We start from the raw sequence: 17,014 nt of genomic DNA, 5'->3' as shown, positions 1-17,014 counted from the left end.
TCTCCCCCTCCTGGGATAATGCTATCGTGATGAGAGATCGTTCTCATGTCAAGGAGAGATTCTCACGATGAGCCGCGACAACCAGAAACAGCGCACCCGCACGGCGCTGCTCGACGCCGCGGCGGGCCTGATCCGCGAAGGCCGTCCGATGACGGTGGCGAACGTCGCCGAGGCGGCGATGGTCTCGACCGCGACGGCCTACCGGTACTTCCCGAACCCGCAGTCGCTGTGGTCGGAGCTGGCGGAGCGCTCGGCCGAGGGTGTCCACATCGAAGAGCTGGTCGGCCGCACGGGCGACGACCCGGCCGAGCGCATCGACGCGGTGATCCGCTACGTCGCGGACCTGCAGTTCGGCGACGAGGCGTACTGGCGGGCCCTGGTCCGGGCGAACCTCGACCGCTGGTTCGAGCAGGGCGGCGGTTCCCCGGAGGCCCCGGTCCGCGGCGAGAGCCGCATCCGCATGACCCGGCAGGCACTGGCGCCGCTCGAAGGCAAGCTCCCGCCGGAGGTGCACCGCAGGCTGACGATGGCGCTGATGCTGGTCTACGGCGCGGAGTCGCTGATCGTGACCCGGGATGCGTGCCACCTGGACCCCGAGGAGGCCACGGAGGTGATGCGCTGGGCCGCGCAGGCGCTGGTCAAGGCGGCCGGTGCGGAGGGGACGCCGGGCTGACGGACCCCCGCCGCGGTGTCATGAACGACTCGTTCACCTCGTCCGATGTCATGAACGAGTCGTTCATGACGTCCGGGTGCCGCCGGAAGCGCTGCCGGGTTCTCAGCAGGCGTCGAGGAGGCGGGCGGCCGACTTCAGGACCGCGTCCCGCAGGGAACCCACGTCCGGGACCGCCTCGCCGTTGGCCTGCAGGCCGACGTGGACCGCGTCGCGGTAGGTGGCCACCGCGATGCCGACCGCGTGCCGGGGAGCCAGTGGCACGAACGGGTACACCTCGGCCAGCCGGGCGCCGTCGAGGGACAGGCGGGCCGGGGGCAGCGGGACCGTCGTGATCACCAGGTCGAACAGCATCGGCGCGGCCCATCCCGCTGTGCGGGTGCCCAGGCGGTGCAGCAGCGGCGGGACGCTGTCGGCGAGCAGCGGCAGCGCTCCCGCGCCGCGGGCCGGGCCCGCCGCCTTGTTGCGGGTCATCGCCCGGCGGACCACCCGCAGCCGCTCGACCGGGTCGTCCTCGCCGACCGGCAGGTCGCACAGGTAGCCCGACAGCTTGTTGCCGCCGAGCTGGCCGGCGGCCCGGCCGCGCACGCTCACCGGGATCAGCGCGCGCAGCGTGCGGCCGTCGGCGCGCTGGCCGCGGTTGACCAGCCATTCGCGCAGCGCGCCGGACAGGATCGCCAGCACGACGTCGTTGGTCGTGCCGCCGTGCGCCTGGCGCACCCGGCGCAGCTCGGTCAGCGGCAGCCGCACGAACCCGAGCCGCCGCTCGGCCGACGGGGGCGCCGACACCGGGGACAGCGGCGGCCGCGCCGCCCGCACCACCGAGGAGGCGATGCCCGCCTGGTCCCACACCGAGCCCAACGCGTCCTTCACCGTGTCCAAAGGAGACCGTGGCGCCGGAACCGGCCGCGGTGACGCGGAGATCCGCTCCGGCAGCTTGACGCCGTCGAGCAGCCCGGACGCGACCGCGTACGCCCCGGCGCCGTCGGTGAGCGCGTGGTGCAGCTTCAGCAGCAGCGCGAACCGGCCGTCCGGCAGCCCGGTGACCAGGGTCAGCTGCCACAGCGGCCGGGACGTGTCGAGCGGCTCGGCGATCCAGCGCGACGCGTACGTCGTCAGCGGGTCCGGCTCGTACAGCGAGCTGAGCACGACGTGGTGAATGTGGTCCGCCGCAACGAAATGGGGGTCGTCGGCCCAGCTGGCCGAACCCGGCGGGAACAGTTCCGCGCGCGCCCGCTGGCGCAGTTTCGGCAGCCGGGCGGCGCGATCGGCCAGCAGCGCGGTGAGGGCCGCGGGATCCACCGGGCCGCGGGCGGTGAACGTGAGCACCGCCCCCATGTGCATCGGAGAGGTTTCGCTTTCCAGGCACAGGAAAGCGACGTCGAGTGCGCTGAGCGGCGAGCCTGCCATGAGCGACCTTCCGGATTCGCGGGTGTGCACGGCCACGTGCGTCAGGAGGAAATCCACTGCACCAGCCGGACATGACGGGCGGGTGGTCGAAGTGTTTCCACGACGCTAACTACCCACCCCATTCATCCATTCGAGATACCCCGGGGTGCGGTGCCCGGAGTCACAGATCAAAAAGGATTCACTCGGCCGGGCCGGTTTCGGGCTGCTCCGCCCGCACGACGGCGGGCCCCCATTCGGGGGTGAGCGCCACCTGCTTGCCGACGCGGCGCACCGGCAGGCCGTTCGCCTGCCGCTTGTCCAGCCCCGGCCAGAGCTCCGCGGCGTCCTTCGCCGCGGCCCGGATCGCGCCGCCGTCGAGGGTGGTGCGGGTTTCCGGGATGTCGCGGTCGCGCCACTGCACGACCAGCTTCAGCGGGCCGGCCGGCGGCAGCGGCCACAGGAACACCTCGTGCTCGACGGCGAAGCGCGTGCCGCCGGCGGGCTGGGCCCGCAGCACCGGGCTTTCGGGCTCGGACGCCGAGGGCACCGAGATCGTCTCCGAGCTGGCCCGGCTGCCGTCGGCGTAGAGCACGCCGATCAGCAGGGCGTTGTAGTCCGGCTTCCGCCGGTGGTCGATCAGGCCCTCGGCCGGGTCGTCGAGGAGGCTGTCCCGGGAGTACACCGTGACGCGCAGGGTCAGCGCCTCCGGCCAGACCTCGATGGCGCGCAGCGCGATGATCGTGCGATCCGAGCGGCCCAGCGGCTGCGCCCACGGCAGCACGGCCGGGACGATGTACTCGCGCGGGGCGTCGGTCCAGTGCCGTCCGTTGAACGCGTACAGCTCCTGCTCCGGCACGGGGAAGAGGGGACGCTCACGGGGACCGCCGGTGAAGAAGCTCATCGGACGGCCCGCGACGCAGGGTCCGGCACCATGCGCCCACGGTAGGACACCGGCGCGAGAATTGCGGCCCCCGATCGGGCGTACGGCCCTTGCTTCCCGGCATCCGGGAGCAAGGGCCGTACGGAGCGTGACCATCAGGTACCGCCACTGCAACCGCCGCCGGGCTCCGGACGGAATGTCGTGAATGACTCATTCATGTCGTCTGACCTGGAGCCACCGATCGGCGTGTGCCGAAGGGCACCTTCGGTGCATGTGACGTAAGCAAGGTGCCCTTCAGTGCACGTCCCGGCCCACCCGTAGGGTGCCCGGGTCGGCCCGGTGACCGTGCCCGCCGCCGGTCCGCGGTCGTGAGTGGTAATTCGCGTTAGAACCCTCATTACCACTCACGACCAGCTGCGGCAGACCACCCAACCCGGTGATCCGCTGAGTCCTTCACGGCACCACGGCACGCTCACCGCGGCCGCCGGTCAGTCGCTCAGCTTGAGCTCCCCGTTCGCCCGCGCCTGCTTGTCGAGCTCCTTCTCGGTCGGCTTGCCCATGGCGTCCATCAGCTGCCGGGCCAGGCCGAGACCGGTTCCGCCGAGCGACAGCGCCTTGGCGAACATGTCCGACATGCCGTCGGCGCCGTTGAGCACGACCATGTGGTCGACGTTGCCGAACGCGCTCGCGCCCGCCTCGACGATCTCCGGCCAGCGCTCGGCCAGCTGCTGCGCGACGACGGCTTCCTGGTTCTCCGCCAGCGCCGCCGCGCGGGCCTTGATCGCGTCCGCCTCGGCGAGACCCTTCGCCCGCGCCGCCTCCGCTTCGGCGAGGCCGCGGGCCTTCGCGGCTTCCGCCTCGGCCAGGCCGCGGGCCTTGGCCGCGGCCGCCTCCGCCTCACCGGTCGCCCGGGTCGCGCCCGCCATCGCCTCGGCACGGGCCTTCGTCGCCTGCGCCTCGGCCTCGGCGGCCGTCTTGACGCGGGTCGCGTCCGCGGCGGCCCGCAGCTCGGTCTCCTTCGCCTCGGCCTGTGCCTTGGCGATCGACGCGTCACGGGCGGCGTCGGCCGTGGTCCGCGTGTCGTAGGCCTTCGCGTCGGCCGGCTTGCGGACCTGCGACTGCAGCCGCTGCTCGGCCAGCGCCGCTTCCAGTTCCGCCGCCCGCGTCTCCTGGACGACGACCTCCTGCCGCGCGGTCGCCTCGGCCAGCGGGCCGGACTGCGACGCCTTCGCCCGCGCCTGGTCGACCTCGGCCTGGTAGCCGGCCTGCTGGATCTGGCTTTCGCGGACCGCCGCGGCCTTCTTCGCGGCGGAGACCTGCTCGACCTCGGCGGCCTCCTGGTCGCGCTGCGCCTCGGCGATCCTGGCCGCCGCGGCCACCGCGGCGGCGTGCGGCTTGCCCAGGTTGAGGATGTAGCCGGACTCGTCCTCGATCTCCTGGATCTGCAGCGAGTCCACGATCAGCCCGAGCTTGATCATCTCGTTCGCCGAGGACTGCCGGACCTCGCCGGTCAGCGCGTCCCGGTTGTGGATCATGTCCTCGATGGTCAGCCCGCCGACGATCGAGCGCAGGTGGCCGGAGAACAGCTCGTGGATCGTGTCGTTCATGCCCTTCTGCTGGTCGAGGAACCGGCGGGCGGCGTTGGCGATCGAGGCGTAGTCGTCGCCGACCTTGTAGATGACGACGGCCCGCACGGTGACCGGCAGGCCCTGCTTGGTCACGCAGGAGACCTGCAGGTTGACGCCGCGGGTGTCCAGCGACAGCCGCCGGGCGGTCTGGAACCCGGGAATGACGTTCACCCCGCGCCCGGTGACGATCTTGAAGCCCAGGCTGTCCGCGGTCTCGGCCCGGTCGACGCGGACCCCCAGCCCGGAGATGATCAGGGCCTCGTTCGGTTCGGCGACCTTGTACAGCAGCCGCAGCACGCCGAAGACCAAGATCAGCGCGGCGATGACCCCGCCCGCCGCGACCAGCAGGATTTCCACGAGGCTCATGGCACCGACCCCCTCGCTTTTCTGTTGTGGGTGTGTTGGTGCCTCTTCCACGCCGTCAGCGGGTCAGCGGTTGCCACCGTTCGACGTAAACCGTCCGCGGGGGCTCGAAGTCGACCACCAGCACCTGCGTGCCGGGGCTGAACGTCTCCTCCGCGTTCGCCGGGTACGCGTAGAACGCCTCCGTGCCGCCGCGGACGTTGAGCAGGACCTCGCCGATGAGGCCGGGGCCGATCGTGCCGGACACGCGGCCGCGGCTGCCGATCATCCGCCGAAGCCCTTCAGCTTCACCTTCGAGCCCTTCTGCACGAACGTGCCCGGCTGGGGGTCTTGCTCGAAGACGAAGTCGAAGCCGCCGCGGCCGCCCCTGCCGTCGCGGTCGGCCTTGAGCCCCGCCTGCTCGAGGATCTTCTGCGCGTCGCCGAACGGGCGGAACCGCACGTCCGGGACCTGGACGGCGTTGTTGACGAACACGCCGATCCGCTTGGCCTTCGCCTGCGCACCCGACGGCGGGTCGGTCCGGGTGACCGCACCGGCCGGGACGTCCTGCTTGAACTCCTCGCCCGCCTGGAACGGCTCGTAGCCTGCCTGCTGCAGCAGCTGGAACGCCTCGTCCTTGGACCGGCCGGTGACGTCCGGGACCGGCGGCAGCGGGATCGGGCCCTTCGACACGATGATCGTGACCTGGCCGCCGATGTTGAGCTGGCTGCCCGCGGCGGGCTCGGTGCGGATCACCGCGCCCTGCGGCACCTCCGCGTCGTAGTCCTCGGTGCCGCGCACCGGCGTCAGCTTCGACGTCTTGATCGCCTGCTCGGCGTCGGCCACCGCGGTGCCCGGCCGGATGTCCGGCACGGTCGGGCGGCCCTTCGACAGCACCACCGCCACCGTCGAGTTCGGCGCCAGCCGGGTGCCCTCCGGCGGGTCGGCGCGCAGCACGGTGTTGGACGGCGCCGTGTTGTCGAACTCCTGGCTGAACTGCGGGGTCAGCTTCGCCGCCCGCAGCGCGTCGCCCGCCGCGGCCTGGTTCAGCCCGACCAGCGTCGGCACCGTCGCGGTCTTGTCGCCGCCGGTGTCGGTGAGGATGAACGCGAACGCCCCGATCAGCCCGCCGAACAGCAGCACCGCGGCGGCGATCAGGGCGATCCGCTTCCGGTTGTCCCGGGGTTTCTCCGGCGACGGCTCGCTGCGGCGCCTCGGCGGCGCCGGGGGCGGCGGCACCGGTGCGGCGGCCGCGGGAACGGCGTGGGTCAGCGCCCGCGTCGGGTGGGGCCGGTGCACCGGCATCGTCTTCTCGGTGTCGGGCACCTGCGGGATCCGCGGCAGCGTCCGCTCGGTGTCGGCCAGGTCGTCCTGGGCGTGGGCGGCCGGGATCGGCACGGACACCGGCAGCAGCCCCAGCTGCGCGCGCACCGCCGTCAGTTCGAGGAGGAACTCGCCGGCGTCGGCCGGGCGCAGCTCCGGGTCGCGCCGCGTCGCGCGCGTGATCAGGTCGTCGAGGGCGGGCGGCAGGTCCGGGCGCAGCGTGCCCGGCCGCGGCACGTCGTCGTTGACGTGCCGGTACGCCACGGAAATCGCGGTGTCGCCGGTGTAGGGCACCTGCCCGGTCAGCATTTCGTACAGCAGGATGCCTGCGGAGTAGACGTCGCCGCGCGCGGACGCCGAGCCGGTCGCGACCTGCTCGGGCGACAGGTAGGCGACCGTGCCGAGGATGACGCTCGAACTCGTCGTGCCCGCGCTCGCCACGGCCCGCACCAGGCCGAAGTCGGCGACCTTCACCACGCCGCCGGTGTGCGGCCCGGACCGGCCGATGAGCACGTTCTCCGGCTTGACGTCGCGGTGCACCAGTCCCGCCCGGTGCGCGGCCGCCAGCGCCGACAGCACCGGCTCGGCCACGCTCAGCGCCAGCGCGACGTCCAGCGGGCCCTTCTCGGCCAGCAGGTCACGCAGGGTCCCGCCGTCCACCAGCTCCATCACCAGGAAGGCCAGCCCGGACTCCGCACCCTGCGGCAGGTCGAACCCCTGGTCGTGCACCGCCACGACGTGCGGGTGGTGCAGCTGGGCCGCGGACTGCGCCTCCCGCACGAACCGGTCCACGAACGAGCGGTCGTCGGCGAACCGCGGGTCCATGATCTTGATCGCGACCGGACGGTCCAGCCGGGTGTCGGTCCCCCGGTAGACGGACGACATTCCGCCGTGGGCGAGCAGCCGGTCCACCCGGTAGCGCCGCTCGAGAAGCGTGCCGACCAGGCTGGGGTGGGTGCGTGTCACAGGTATGAATCGTACGGAACCGCACACGCCCGGTGGAGGAGACCTCGCGGGTCACCCGTGCGTACTAGCGGGTGAGGGGACGGAATGTGGCACAGTGTCACGTGTGAGTGGGATTCCTGTCGCCGAAGACGTCCTCGACGCCGCCATTGCGGTCCTGCCCCTGCCGGAGGTGGCGGCCGTTCTCGGGACCTCGGCCAACAAGGTCCGTCAGATGCTGCGCGACGGGCAGCTGATCGCGTTCAAGCGTGCCGGGGAACTGTGCGTGCCCAGCGACTTCTTCGTCAAGGACGGCATCGTCAAGGGCCTGTCCGGGACGATCACGGTGCTCGCCGACTCCGGCTTCTCGCGCACGGAGATGCTGCGCTGGCTGTTCACCGCCGACGAGACGCTGCCGGGCAGCACCCCCATCAACGCGCTGCGCACCAGCCACGGCACCGAGGTCAAGCGCCGCGCCCAGGCGATGGCGTTCTGACCTGCGCAGACAGCTGACCGCGGCGACGAGCTGAACGGCCGCGGCCGCGGTGAGGCACGCCGGGAGCGACCACGCGGCGAGCGGGCCGGCGAGGGCCGCGCCCGCGGCCAGCCCGGTGATCTTCACGCTCGCCGCCGTCGTGAACACCTGTGCCCGGACGCGCTCGGGTGCTTCCCGGTGGCGGATCGCGAACAGGGCCGTGAGCTGCGGGCCTTCGGCGAATCCGGCCAGCACGGCGGCCACGAGCAGCAGTGTGACGTCGCGGGCCGCGGCCGCGAGCAGGCAGCTCGCCGCGAGGAGCAGCGTGCTCAGCCAGACGGTCCGGTCCGGCGGCCACGGCAGGGGTTTCTTCGCGAGCACCGCGTTGGCCAGCAGGGAAGCCACGGCCAGGACGGTCAGCAGCAGCGCGCCGTCCGCGGGGCCGCGCAGGTGGGCCGCGCCGAGCAGGGGGTAACAGACGGTGACCATGCCGGCGCCCGCGCAGGAGATCGTGGACGCGATCGTGGCCCGTCCCGGAGCCGGGTCTTCTGCCGCGGGCGCGGCCGCTTCGGGAGCCGCCAGGCCACCGGTGTGGCCACGGCGACGAGCGCGACGGCCACCGCGAGCCCGGCGGGCCCGCCGAGCAGCCCGGCCAGCCCCGGTCCGGCCAGCGCCGCCGCGGTGAACGTCATGGCGTCGAAGCGGCTCGCGCCCGGGAGGTCCGGCCCGGCGACCGCGGGAAGCTGGGCGGTCCAGCCGCCCGCGATGGCGGGGTTGAGCAGGCCGGTGACGACGGCGAGCGCGACGGCCACGGCGAGCGGCAGGTGCCCGAACACGGCCGCGACCAGCGCGATCCCGCCCGCGTAGCCGCCGAGGGCGACGGCGAGCAGCCGTCCGGGAGCCGGGCTGCGGTCGAGCAGCGCCCCGAAGACCGGCCCGCCGATCGCGGCCGCCGCGGTCAGCCCGGCGAGCAACGCGGAACCGGCGTGCGGTCCCGTGGCGAGTCCCAGCAGCAGCAAGGCGGGGCCGGACAGCTCGTCACCGGTCCGGGCGAGCGTGGCTCCGGCAAGGTAGCCCACGTAACGTCTTGCCATGGACAAGACGTTACAGTGGGGTATGGCCTTTCCGCACCGGGATTCCGTGCAGCGCGCTGCCGACCTGCTGAACGTCCTGCTTCCCGAGCCCGACCCGGCGGCGGTCGCGCGGGTGCTGCGCGACCACGGCGAGACCGGCGTCGAGCTGTCCGCCGCGGACGTCGAGGAACTGCGTGCGGCGGCGGAGGAACTGCGTGAAGTGTTCGCGGCGCCCGACGTGGCTTCGGCGGCCGCGGTGCTCAACCGGCTCTTCGCGGCGTACGCGAGCCCGCCGCGGCTGACCGACCACGAAGACGGCTACGGCTGGCACCTGCACGCCGACGCGGCCGACAACGGGCCGTGGGGCGCGTGGTTCGTGACGTCTTCGGTGCTGGGCCTGGCGTCCCGGCTGGCCGAACGCCAGGCGCTGCCGGGCGGGCTGTGCGCGTCGCCGTCCTGCGGGAAGCCGTTCGCGCACACCGGCGGCGGCAGCACCCGGCGGTACTGCTCGGCCCGGTGCGCGACGCGGGAACGGGTCGCCGCGCACCGGGGCCGCCGGTGAAGCTCAGCCGTTGGTCTTGTCGCGCCAGGCGATCCAGGACTTGAGGGCGTCCAGGTCGTAGTCCGGGCCGCCGACGCCGACGGTGAACGTCGTGACGCCCAGCTCCAGGAGCTTCGGGCCCAGCTCGTCCGGGTCGCCCTGCACGCCGCAGGAGCGCTCGATCTCGCCCGGGTCGCGGCCGACGTCCGCGCAGTGCTGGTCGAGGATCTTGACCTTGCGGCCGACGACCTCCGGGTCGCCGAAGCCGTGCCAGATGTCGCCGTGCTTGGCCACCAGCTTGAGCGTCTTCTTCTCGCCGCCACCGCCGATGAGGACCGGGATCTTGCGGGTCGGCGCCGGGTTCAGCTTGCCCAGCCGCGACTCGATCCGCGGCAGCGCCTCGGCGAGGTCGTCGAGGCGGCCGCCCGCGGTGCCGAACTCGTAGCCGTACTCCTGGTAGTCCTTCTCGAACCAGCCGGAGCCGATGCCGAGGATGAGCCGCCCGCCGGAGATGTGGTCGACCGTGCGGGCCATGTCGGCCAGCAGCTCGGGGTTGCGGTAGCTGTTGCAGGTGACGAGCGCGCCGATCTCCACCCGCGACGTCGACTCCGCCCACGCGCCGAGCATCGTCCAGCACTCGAAGTGCAGGCCGTCGGGGTCGCCGTAGAGCGGGTAGAAGTGGTCCCAGTTGAAGATGATGTCGGCGCCGAGGTCCTCGGCGGCCGACGCGGTGCGCCGGATGGTGTCGTAGTCGGCGTGCTGCGGCTGGAGCTGCAGGCCGATCCGGATCGGTCGAGAGGTCATGATCGCAGCCTACGACCGCCGCGGAACGTCTCGCGCGCCCATGTCGCGGCCAAGGGTGGCAGCGCCACTGCCAGCCTCCGCCGCTTCGGCACGACCGCCCGCCGCGTCAGGACGTCGTAGTCCAGCGCGACGATCTCGTCGAGGATGCCCTCGTACAGCGTCAGCGCCGTCCGCACGCACGGCCGCGCTTCCGGGCGCAGCGACGAGACCCCGGCTTCGGCCCGCCGGTACACCGCCCGCGTCCGCGCGACGAAGTACGCCAGTGCCGCCCGGATCCGCGGGTCGGGCCGCCGCTGCTCCAGCAGCGAGCGCGAGACGCCGAACGCGGCCAGCTCCGCCAGCGGCAGGTAGAGGCGGCCGCGGTCGAGGTCCTCGCCGATGTCGCGCAGGAAGTTGGTCAGCTGGAACGCCTCGCCCAGCGCGATCGCGCCCGGCTCGGCGTCGGCGAGCGGGCCGGTCGTGCCGAAGACCGGCAGCATCTGCAGCCCGATCACCGCGGCCGAGCCGTACATGTACTCGCCGAGGTCGGCGAAGGTCTCGTACTCGAGCGGCTTGAGGTCCATCCGCATGGACTTCAGGAACGCGTCGAACAGCTCACGCCGGATGCCGTACCGCCGCACGGTGTCGGCCAGCGCCACCAGCACCGGCTCGGCCGGGTCGCCGCCGTCGAAGACGACGTCGAGCATGGCGCCGACCCGATCGAGCGAAGCCGCCGGGTCGCTGCCCGGTTCCGGGTTGTCGACCAGCTCGTCGGCCATCCGCGCGAACCCGTACAGCGTGTGCGCCGCGGGCCGGGCCCGGGCGGGCAGCAGCCGCGTCGCGAGGAAGAACGTGCGCCCGTAGTGGGCGTTGATGCGGCGGCATTCGGTGTAGGCGGCGCGCAGGGCCGGCTCGGTGATGCCCGCGGCGTCGAGTTCGTTCACCGGCCGGTGATCCTTTCCGCTGCCAGTCGTCCGGAGATGAGCACCGGCGGGATGCCGACGCCGGGAGTGGTGCCGCTGCCGGCCAGCACGACGTTGCCCGCCGCGCGGACCAGGTTCGCCGGCCGGAACGGGCCGGTCTGCGCGAACGTGTGCGCCAGCGAGAACGGCGTCCCGGCCGCGAGCCCGCGGGCCGCCCAGTCCGCCGGGGTGATCGTCTCGTCGACGGTGAACTCGCTGCCGAACCCGGTCAGCCCCCGGGCCTCCAGAGTCCGCAGCAGCTCTTCGCGGTACGGGCCGCGCAGGTGGTCCCAGTCGATCCGGCCGCTGCGCAGGTTCGGCGCGGGCGCGAGCACCGAGACGATCTCGCCGCCGTCCCCGGCCAGTCCCGGGTCGGTCGCCGTCGGCCGGGTGACCAGCAGCGACGGGTCGCTCATGAGCTTGCCTTCGCGGATGATCTCGGCGAACGTCCGCTCCCAGGCCCGGCCGAAGAAGATCGTGTGGTGGCCGAGATCCCACTTCCGGGTGGTCCGCCCGTGCAGGACCACGGCCGAAGGCGAGTAGCGCAGCGGCAGCGGACGGCGGGGCCGCGCGCCGAGGAGCCGGTACGCCGTGCCCAGCTCGGTGGCCAGCACGACGGCGTCGCAGGCGATCCGCTCGCCCGAGCGCGTGCGCACCGCGCGGACCCGCGACGCCACCCGCTCCAGCCACGCGGCCTCGGTGCCGAACCGCACGTCGGCGCCCGCCCGGGAGGCCGCGGCGGCCATCGCCCGGCCGATCTCGCCCATCCCGCCTTCGGGGAAGTACACGCCGCCGACGGTGTCCATGTAGGCGATGACGCCGTAGGCGCCGATCGCCCGCGCCGGGTCGAGACCGGCGTAGAGCGCCTGGAACGAGAACAGCCGCCGGACCCGCTCGTCGAGCAGGTAGCGGCCGACGCGCGGGCCGAGCCTGCCGAACCCGCCCAGCGCGGCCAGCTTCGCCAGCTCCGGGCGGGCGAGGTCGAGCGGCGAGTCGAAGTTCGCCGCCAGGAAGTGGTCCTTCTGCACCGCGTACAGCTCGGTGAGCCAGCGCCGCAGCGCCCGGTAGCCCGCCGCTTCGCGCGGACCGGCGAAGGCGCGGATCTCGGCTTCCATCGCGTCGCCGTCGGTGTGCAGGGCGAGCGAGCTGCCGTCGGCGAACCGCGCCCGGTACGCCGGGTCGAGCCGGGTCAGGCGCAGGTGCTTGCCCAGCGGCTCGCCGACCGCGGCGAACGCCTCGTCCAGCAGCTCCGGCATGGTGAGCACGCTCGCGCCGGTGTCCACGGCGTTGCCGCCGAAGCGCTGCTGCCCGGCCCGCCCGCCCGGGCTGTCGGCCTGCTCCAGCAGCGTGACCCGCCGTCCCGCGCCGAGCAGGTGCAGGGCCGCCGAGAGCCCGGCCAGCCCGGCCCCGATGACGACGACGTGCTCGGCGTGAGCGTCGATCGTCCGCACGTCAGTACGTCCGCTGGGTGGCCTTGGCGACCAGCCCGGTCAGCGCCGCGGGCGCGGGCTCGGCCAGGTGCGCGCGCTCCAGCGTGGCCAGCGCCGCGGTGGTCAGCTCGTCGATCCGCCGCTCGACCGCGTCGACCGCGCCGACCTGCTGCAGCGCCATCCGGACGGTCTCCACGCCCTCGTCGGACAGGTCCGCGTCACCGATCGCGTCCGCGATCACGGTGGCCGCGGCCTGCTCGCCCTTCTCGGCGGCCAGCTGCAGGCCGAGCGCCACGAGCAGGGTCCGCTTGCCCTCGCGCAGGTCGTCGCCCGCGGGCTTGCCGGTGACCGACGGGTCGCCGAACACGCCCAGCAGGTCGTCCCGCAGCTGGAACGCGACGCCGACCTCGCCGCCGAACTCCAGCAGCGTGGCGATCAGCTCGGGCGAGGCCCCGGCCAGCGCGGCGCCCAGGTGCAGCGGCCGCTGCACGGTGTAGGCGGCGGTCTTGAGCTTGTCGATCTTCAGCGCGGCCTCGACCGAGGCGTCGCCGGTGGCCTGCGTGCGGACGTCGAGGTACTGCCCGGCGAGCACCTCGGTGCGCATCGCGCGCCAGGCCGGGCGGGCCGCGGCGAGCGTCCCGGCGGGCAGCGGCGCCTCGGCGAACATGTCGTCGGCCCAGGCCAGCGCCAGGTCGCCGACGAGGACCGCGGTGGCCAGGCCGAACGTCGAGGGCGAGCCGAGCCAGCCCTGGTCGGCGTGCAGCTTCGCGCCCGCGATGTGCACGGTCGGGAAGCCGCGGCGGGAATCGGAGGAGTCGATCAGGTCGTCGTGGATCAGCGCGCACGCCTGGATCAGCTCCAGGCTGGCGACCGCCTGCAGCACGCCCTCGGCGTCCGGGCCCGCCGGGTCGCCGCCCGCGCCGCGCCAGCCCCACCAGGCGAACGTCGGGCGCAGCCGCTTGCCGCCGTTCAGCACGAACCCGCGCAGCGCGTCGATCCCCGCGGCCACGGTCGGCTCGGTGTCCAGGATCGCCGCGCTCGCCCGGTCGAGGAACCCGGCCAGCGCGCGCTCGACGTGGGCGGGCAGCTCGGCGTCGGCGTACATGAGGCCATCCTCGCCGAACCCGCGCGCGGGCGGTCGGCCGGGGCACCCCGGATGTGGCGAATCAGACTGCCGGCGCGGGAGCCCAGAACGGGCCCGTCAGGCCCGCCTCGGCGAAGTACGCGACCGCGTCGTCCGGCTCGCGCCGGGCGTACCCGCGCTCCAGCCTGCCCGCGTACCAGCCGCGCGCGAGCCGCCAGAGCGTGACCAGGTCCAGCACCGATCCCTTGGCGTGCCCGGTTTCCGCCAGCCAGGCGTCCACACAGGACTCACAGCAGAAGAGGCGCTGGTTCGCGCACGTGTGCAGCACGTCGTCCCACATCCGCGCCGCGGGCACCAGGAAGTGCGCGACCTGGACGCCCTCGGGCGGCACTGTGCGGTTCACCACCAGCGCGTGCGGCTGCCCGCAGCCGGGACAGCGCGTCGCGACGAGCACCTCCGGCTCGGCGTCGACCAGGTGCGGGATGGCGAACGAGTCCCACGCGCAGCCGCCCCACCACAGCGTGTGCGCGCCCATCACGGAGAAGCCGAACGACCGCGCGGCGAACGGATGGGCCAGGACGACGTGCTCGCACTCGTCGAGCACGAGGTGGTGGGCGCCGGCGAGGCGGTGCAGGGCCTGCTTCGCGACGGCCAGCGACCCGCCCGCGGCGTCGGCCAGCTCCGGCGCGGTCGGAGCGCGGCCGTGGCGGGCGAAGGCGCGGTAGACCGCGAGGCGCACGTCCTCGTCCCAGCTCGCGTCGTCGGCCCGCATCACCGCAGTTTAGTCCTCGAAGGTGACTCGAATGACTGTCTCGGGACGCGGACGGGGGCTCCCGCATGCCGGGCACTGGCCCTTAACATGCGGATATGACGTCGGTGATCGAGCGGTTGCGAGGAGACGGGCCGAAGTTCTCCATCGAGTTCTTCCCACCCCGGGACACGGCGGACGAGGCCGTCCTGTGGAAGGCGATCCGGGAACTCGAGCCGTACGACCCGGCCTACATGTCGATCACCTACGGTGCGGGCGGCTCCAGCCGCGACGGCACGATCCGCAGCATCGCCCGCGTCGCGACCGAGACGACGCTGGTGCCGATGGCGCACCTGACCGCGGTCAACCACTCCGTCGCCGAGCTGCGCAACGTGATCGGCTGGTACGCCTCGGTCGGCGTCCGCAACATCCTCGCCCTGCGCGGCGACCCGCCGGGCGACGTCTACGGCGAGTGGATCCCGCACCCGGAAGGCCTGACCTACGCCGAAGAGCTGGTGCAGCTGGTGCGCTCGCTGGGCGACTTCTGCGTCGGCGTGTCGGCCTACACCTACGGCCACCCGCGCTCACCCGACCTGGAGACCGACACGAAGTACCTGGTCCGCAAGCTGCGCGCGGGCGCGGACTTCGCGATCGCCCAGCTGTTCCACGACGCCGAGGACTTCCTGCGGCTGCGCGACCGGGTGGCCGCGACCGGCTGCGACGTCCCGGTCCTGCCCGGCGTCATGCCGCTGACCACGCCGCGGACCCTGCAGACGACGATCAAGCTGTCGGGCGCGCCGGCCCCGCGCAAGCTCCTGGACCGGCTCGAACCGCTGGCCGGCGACCCCAAGGCGTTCCGCGCGGCGGGCATCGACGTGATCACCGAGCTGTGCGAGCGGCTGATCGCCGAGGGCGTGCCGAACCTGCACTTCTACACGTTCAACCGCTCGAAGGCCACGCGCGAGGTGATTGCCCGGCTCGGACTAGTCCCGGCTCGTGCCTAAGTCCGTACCACTGGGTACCTGTGGACCGGTACGGTGCGGCCCATGGCTTCTTCTGCTTCCGAAGGCGTGCACGAAATCTGTGACCGCTACGTCGACGACTACGCGGCCGCGGACCCGGTCGCGGCGACCGCCGGCGGCATCGCCGGGCACGACCACCGGCTGACCGACTACTCGGCGGACGGCTACGCGGAGCGCGCCGGCCTGGCCGCGCGTGCGCACGCCGCCGTCTCCGCCGCCGAGCCGCGCGACGCCGCGGAACGGCTGGCCAAGGCCGTGTTCACCGAGCGTGTCGGCCTGGAGCTGGAGATCCACGAGGCCGGCCTCGACGTGGCGAGCCTCAACACCATCTCCAGCCCGGTGCAGGAGCTGCGAATGGTGTTCGACCTGATGCCGCTGGAGTCCGAGCAGGACTGGTCGGTCGTCGCCGCCCGGATCGGCGAGGTCCCCCGCGCACTCGCGGGCCTCCGCAGCGGCCTGCTGACGGCGGCCGACGCGGGACGTGTCTCGGCGCTGCGTCAGGTCGCGAAGGTCGCGGAGCAGTGCGAGACGTGGGCCGGTCTGAAGGAGGAGAAGGGCTACTTCACCGAGCTGGTCGGCGGCGCGTCCGGGCAGAGTGACGCGCTGAAGGCGGACCTCGCGCACCGCGCGCGGGCCGCGGACGAGGCGTTCGCGGAGTTCGCCGGGTTCCTGCGCGCCGAGCTGGCCCCGAAGGCCCCGGTCAAGGACGCGGTCGGCGAGGACGCCTACCGACTGTGGTCCCGCTACTTCGTCGGCGCGGCGCTGGACCTGCGCGAGGCGTACGAGTGGGGCTGGGCGGAGTTCGCCCGGATCGAGGCGGAGATGCGCGCGGTCGCCAACCGGATCAAGGCGGGCGCGACCCCGGCCGAGGCGGCGGCGGTGCTCGACGCCGACCCGCGGTACCGCATCCGCGGCCGCGCGGAGTTCGAGGCGTGGATGCAGCGCCTGTCCGACGGCGCACTGGAGTCGTTGCGCGGCAAGCACTTCGACATCTCCGACCGCGTGATGGCCCTGGAGTGCCGGATCGCCCCGCCGGGCGGCGGCGTCGGCGCGTACTACACGGGCCCGAGCGAGGACTTCAGCCGTCCCGGGCGCATGTGGTGGTCCCTGCCCGCGGGCCGCGAGGAGTTCATCACCTGGCGCGAAACGAGCACGGTGTACCACGAGGGAGCCCCGGGCCACCACCTCCAGATCGCGACGGCGGTCGACCAGTCGGCGGGGCTGAACAAGTACCAGCGCCTCCTGGCGTTCACCTCGGGCCACGCGGAGGGCTGGGCGCTATACGCGGAGCGCCTGATGGAGGAACTGGGCTACCTCTCCGACGACGGCGACCTGCTGGGGATGCTCTCGGAGCAGCTGTTCCGCGCGGCCCGCGTGGTGGTGGACCTGGGCATGCACCTGGAACTGCCGATCCCCGCCGGAACGGGCTTCCACGAGGGTGAGCGCTGGACGCCCGACCTGGGCCTGGAGTTCATGCTGACCCGCACGATCACCGACCAGGCCCACATCCGCGACGAGATCGACCGCTACCTGGGCTGGCCAGGCCAGGCCCCGGCGTACAAGATCGGCGAGCGCCTCTGGCTGACGGCACGCGCGGAGGCCCAGGCACGGGCGGCGGGATCGTTCGACATCAAGAGGTTCCACACGGAGGCCTTGAAGATGGGCGGCATGGGGCTCGACACCCTGCGGGAGCAGCTGGCCCACCTGGACTGAGGTGCATCC

At 73.2% G+C, this 17,014-nt stretch carries 16 protein-coding genes and 1 pseudogene; 5 read left to right on the top strand and 12 right to left on the bottom strand.

Translation table 11 applies throughout. The features are described 5' to 3' along the window. Positions 1-67: 67 nt before the first annotated feature. Complete coding sequence (locus ABJI51_RS37000; RefSeq protein ID WP_348955773.1) at positions 68-673, top strand: TetR/AcrR family transcriptional regulator; 606 nt, start codon at positions 68-70, stop codon at positions 671-673. Between the two features lie 102 nt (positions 674-775). Here the strand turns inward: ABJI51_RS37000 and ABJI51_RS36995 are convergent, their stop codons facing one another. From ABJI51_RS36995 to pknB, 5 genes are all read right to left on the bottom strand, one after another. After that, complete coding sequence (locus tag ABJI51_RS36995) at positions 776-2,080, bottom strand: wax ester/triacylglycerol synthase family O-acyltransferase (protein WP_348955772.1); 1,305 nt, start codon at positions 2,078-2,080, stop codon at positions 776-778. A gap of 178 nt (positions 2,081-2,258) precedes the next feature. Continuing rightward, a complete protein-coding gene (locus ABJI51_RS36990; RefSeq protein WP_348955771.1) occupies positions 2,259-2,960 on the bottom strand; it encodes a hypothetical protein in 702 nt (233 codons plus the stop codon). 467 nt (positions 2,961-3,427) lie between these two features. Continuing rightward, positions 3,428-4,933, bottom strand: a complete 1,506-nt coding sequence (locus ABJI51_RS36985) for an SPFH domain-containing protein (RefSeq protein ID WP_348955770.1) — start codon at positions 4,931-4,933, stop codon at positions 3,428-3,430. 55 nt (positions 4,934-4,988) lie between these two features. Continuing rightward, positions 4,989-5,198 carry a hypothetical protein gene (locus tag ABJI51_RS36980; protein WP_348955769.1) on the bottom strand — a complete coding sequence of 70 codons (210 nt, stop codon included), beginning with the start codon at positions 5,196-5,198 and terminating at the stop codon, positions 4,989-4,991. Beyond that, positions 5,195-7,198, bottom strand: coding sequence for a Stk1 family PASTA domain-containing Ser/Thr kinase (gene pknB / locus ABJI51_RS36975; RefSeq protein ID WP_348955768.1), 2,004 nt, complete (start codon positions 7,196-7,198; stop codon positions 5,195-5,197). The genes ABJI51_RS36980 and pknB overlap by 4 nt, the downstream gene beginning before the upstream one ends. 103 nt (positions 7,199-7,301) lie before the next feature. Between pknB and ABJI51_RS36970 the strand changes: the two genes are divergently transcribed. Then, the gene (locus ABJI51_RS36970) at positions 7,302-7,670 is read left to right on the top strand and encodes an Rv2175c family DNA-binding protein (RefSeq protein ID WP_348955767.1); all 369 of its coding nucleotides are present in this window, start codon (positions 7,302-7,304) and stop codon (positions 7,668-7,670) included. A 45-nt stretch (positions 7,671-7,715) separates the two neighbouring features. On the opposite strand, the pseudogene ABJI51_RS36965 reads toward ABJI51_RS36970, so the two are convergent. Further along, positions 7,716-8,138: pseudogene (locus ABJI51_RS36965) on the bottom strand (MFS transporter); the annotation flags it as partial. Then, positions 8,066-8,743 (bottom strand): MFS transporter, encoded by a 678-nt coding sequence (locus ABJI51_RS36960; RefSeq protein ID WP_348955766.1) that lies wholly within the window; start codon positions 8,741-8,743, stop codon positions 8,066-8,068. The gene ABJI51_RS36960 and the pseudogene ABJI51_RS36965, both read right to left, overlap by 73 nt. A gap of 22 nt (positions 8,744-8,765) precedes the next feature. Between ABJI51_RS36960 and ABJI51_RS36955 the strand changes: the two genes are divergently transcribed. Continuing rightward, on the top strand, positions 8,766-9,284 hold the full coding sequence (locus ABJI51_RS36955) for a CGNR zinc finger domain-containing protein (RefSeq protein ID WP_348955892.1): 519 nt from the start codon (positions 8,766-8,768) through the stop codon (positions 9,282-9,284). A 3-nt stretch (positions 9,285-9,287) separates the two neighbouring features. Here ABJI51_RS36955 and ABJI51_RS36950 read toward each other — a convergent pair whose 3' ends face one another. The 5 genes from ABJI51_RS36950 to merB form a co-directional block, all read right to left on the bottom strand. Beyond that, positions 9,288-10,067: an LLM class F420-dependent oxidoreductase gene (locus ABJI51_RS36950; RefSeq protein ID WP_348955764.1), complete on the bottom strand. Its 780-nt coding sequence runs from the start codon at positions 10,065-10,067 to the stop codon at positions 9,288-9,290. After that, a complete protein-coding gene (locus ABJI51_RS36945; protein WP_348955763.1) occupies positions 10,064-10,990 on the bottom strand; it encodes a phytoene/squalene synthase family protein in 927 nt (308 codons plus the stop codon). Before ABJI51_RS36945 ends, ABJI51_RS36950 begins: the two co-directional genes overlap by 4 nt. Further along, positions 10,987-12,459, bottom strand: coding sequence for a phytoene desaturase family protein (gene crtI / locus ABJI51_RS36940; protein WP_348955762.1), 1,473 nt, complete (start codon positions 12,457-12,459; stop codon positions 10,987-10,989). Before crtI ends, ABJI51_RS36945 begins: the two co-directional genes overlap by 4 nt. Position 12,460: 1 nt before the next feature. Beyond that, positions 12,461-13,543 (bottom strand): polyprenyl synthetase family protein, encoded by a 1,083-nt coding sequence (locus tag ABJI51_RS36935; protein WP_348955761.1) that lies wholly within the window; start codon positions 13,541-13,543, stop codon positions 12,461-12,463. 61 nt (positions 13,544-13,604) lie between these two features. Beyond that, complete coding sequence (merB, locus tag ABJI51_RS36930) at positions 13,605-14,294, bottom strand: organomercurial lyase (protein WP_348955760.1); 690 nt, start codon at positions 14,292-14,294, stop codon at positions 13,605-13,607. A gap of 95 nt (positions 14,295-14,389) precedes the next feature. Here merB and ABJI51_RS36925 point away from each other — a divergent pair, with 95 nt between their 5' ends. Further along, on the top strand, positions 14,390-15,274 hold the full coding sequence (locus ABJI51_RS36925; RefSeq protein WP_348955758.1) for a methylenetetrahydrofolate reductase: 885 nt from the start codon (positions 14,390-14,392) through the stop codon (positions 15,272-15,274). 42 nt (positions 15,275-15,316) lie between these two features. Beyond that, the gene (locus ABJI51_RS36920; protein ID WP_348955757.1) at positions 15,317-17,005 is read left to right on the top strand and encodes a DUF885 domain-containing protein; all 1,689 of its coding nucleotides are present in this window, start codon (positions 15,317-15,319) and stop codon (positions 17,003-17,005) included. Positions 17,006-17,014: the final 9 nt, after the last annotated feature.

The organism is Amycolatopsis melonis (genome assembly GCF_040064235.1).
GTDB lineage: Bacteria > Actinomycetota > Actinomycetes > Mycobacteriales > Pseudonocardiaceae > Amycolatopsis > Amycolatopsis melonis.
This window is presented reverse-complemented; position numbering and strand designations above follow the sequence as displayed.

Coding starts and splice junctions, on each gene's coding strand:
- ABJI51_RS37000 (WP_348955773.1), top strand. CDS start 68: ATGAGCCGCGACAACCAGAAACAGCGCACCCGCACGGCGCTGCTCGAC.
- ABJI51_RS36995 (WP_348955772.1), bottom strand. CDS start 2,080: ATGGCAGGCTCGCCGCTCAGCGCACTCGACGTCGCTTTCCTGTGCCTG.
- ABJI51_RS36990 (WP_348955771.1), bottom strand. CDS start 2,960: ATGAGCTTCTTCACCGGCGGTCCCCGTGAGCGTCCCCTCTTCCCCGTG.
- ABJI51_RS36985 (WP_348955770.1), bottom strand. CDS start 4,933: ATGAGCCTCGTGGAAATCCTGCTGGTCGCGGCGGGCGGGGTCATCGCC.
- ABJI51_RS36980 (WP_348955769.1), bottom strand. CDS start 5,198: ATGATCGGCAGCCGCGGCCGCGTGTCCGGCACGATCGGCCCCGGCCTC.
- ABJI51_RS36960 (WP_348955766.1), bottom strand. CDS start 8,743: ATGGCAAGACGTTACGTGGGCTACCTTGCCGGAGCCACGCTCGCCCGG.
- ABJI51_RS36955 (WP_348955892.1), top strand. CDS start 8,766: ATGGCCTTTCCGCACCGGGATTCCGTGCAGCGCGCTGCCGACCTGCTG.
- ABJI51_RS36950 (WP_348955764.1), bottom strand. CDS start 10,067: ATGACCTCTCGACCGATCCGGATCGGCCTGCAGCTCCAGCCGCAGCAC.
- ABJI51_RS36935 (WP_348955761.1), bottom strand. CDS start 13,543: ATGTACGCCGACGCCGAGCTGCCCGCCCACGTCGAGCGCGCGCTGGCC.
- merB (WP_348955760.1), bottom strand. CDS start 14,294: ATGCGGGCCGACGACGCGAGCTGGGACGAGGACGTGCGCCTCGCGGTC.
- ABJI51_RS36925 (WP_348955758.1), top strand. CDS start 14,390: ATGACGTCGGTGATCGAGCGGTTGCGAGGAGACGGGCCGAAGTTCTCC.
- ABJI51_RS36920 (WP_348955757.1), top strand. CDS start 15,317: ATGGCTTCTTCTGCTTCCGAAGGCGTGCACGAAATCTGTGACCGCTAC.